A 1,585-nucleotide genomic window follows, 5' to 3' on the forward strand; every position below is an offset into this window, starting at 1 on the left:
AAGCGTCAGTATCGGCAGCAGCGTATGCAATAATTCATCGGCCAGCATGTCCCAGCCATGCAGCTCTACCAGTCCCCTCAGCAGGAACTGGTACACCAGGAATACCGTGGTAAGATATACCGTGACAGCAGTATGGGTAGCAGGTTTCACATTTTTGCCGAAGGCAACCGCGGTGAAATACACGGCTGTCAGCGTATTCGTCAGAATCGTAAAAAATCCAAAGTAGCGGATAGTCGTATCCAGCGTGCTGCGGCCAGGACTGTTTTTTAAAATAAGTATATACTGAAGTACGAGCGCAAACCAACCGATCAGCCCAAAGAGCGTTGCAAGTTTTGTTTTCATAACGCAGTTTTATTCTTAAAGGTAGAAAACCTCCGGGGTTTTTCTCCCAACCCCGGAGTGTTTTGGATCAAACGCCCGGAGGTTAAAAGAAACCTCCGGGGTTAAACCTCCGGGGTTTATTCGCCGTAATAAAAGTTTAATTCCCTGCACAATCCTTTGATCGCTTTTTTGCCGGCGGCTGTAAAACCGATCAATGCATATTCATCTTCCTTTCCTTTATTCATTACCTGGTGTGTGGTGGCAGGTATTGCTATGGTAGAAATAAGATAGTTGCAGCCAAGACAGATATTCACCTGGTTCACCATCGTATCGTTTTTGTAAAACACCAGCCCGAGATGTGGCTCAAAACAAGCGGCGGTACCATCTCCATAAGTTGAGTTACTGGACAATGCAGCCGTGATCTTATCAGCTTGCTGCCGGGTAAGGAATTGCTGTTTGGTGATGACCGGAACAAATTTACCTTTTTCATCGATCACTGCGATGTCATCTCTACCCCCGTCGAAATCATATGCGATGACCTTATCATAATCCATGGTGTTAAAAGGTGCACCCGCTTTTTTGTTTGGGGAAATTGCAGGAGTAGTCATGAGATAATCTTTCAACTCTTTTTCTTTCAGGATATCCGCCGGGTCAATCCTGGATGGTGGTCGGGGAGGTGGAGGAAAAGTATCGCCCGGTATGCTGGACAGCTTCACGTATTCTGGTTGTATAGGTTGCTGCTGACCATTATTGCACGAAATGATCAGCGAAGCCAATACGATAAATAAAACCATGTGAAGATTTTTTGTAGTGTGCATGCTTAGTCTATTTATCCAGTTGTTCATCTACCAGTTTTTTTAATGTGGTGTATTTTTCCGCTCTGCCTTTATTCTTCAGGTTAAAACAGAATAAAATCCCAACGTATTGCCGTTTGTTATCCACCCATGGAAAGCTACCGAACAATCCCGGGCTGGTCACCGCGTTGGCAACTTTTTCACCGGGCGATTCTTCCAGCATCCATTCTCCCAATCCATAACCCCAGTTGTCCGCTTCGGCAGGTGTGGAAATTATTTTTTTACCCGCGGTATAATTCTGCTGCATGAGTTCCACGGAAGAAGCCTGCAAAACGCGTTTGCCATTGTACAACCCCTTCGCCAATATCATTTGCAAAAAACGGATGTAATCATTGGCCGTGCCTTGTCCGCCGCCTGCTGCCAGCGGCACATGCTTATGGCCGAAATCGGTATTCGTCATCCCGCAGGGA

At 46.2% G+C, this 1,585-nt stretch carries 3 protein-coding genes; all 3 read right to left on the minus strand.

Annotated elements, in window-relative coordinates; translation table 11 throughout:
* Positions 1-342 (minus strand): Pr6Pr family membrane protein (locus tag EGI32_RS11015; RefSeq protein WP_255155427.1); only part of this gene is annotated, 342 nt, incomplete at its 3' end.
* 116 nt (positions 343-458) lie between these two features.
* Positions 459-1,115 carry a hypothetical protein gene (locus tag EGI32_RS11020; RefSeq protein WP_255155249.1) on the minus strand — a complete coding sequence of 219 codons (657 nt, stop codon included), beginning with the start codon at positions 1,113-1,115 and terminating at the stop codon, positions 459-461.
* Between the two features lie 31 nt (positions 1,116-1,146).
* Positions 1,147-1,585 (minus strand): beta-lactamase family protein (locus tag EGI32_RS11025; RefSeq protein ID WP_255155428.1); only part of this gene is annotated, 439 nt, incomplete at its 5' end.

This window comes from Ferruginibacter sp. HRS2-29 (assembly GCF_024343615.1).
Classification (GTDB): Bacteria; Bacteroidota; Bacteroidia; order Chitinophagales; family Chitinophagaceae; genus Ferruginibacter.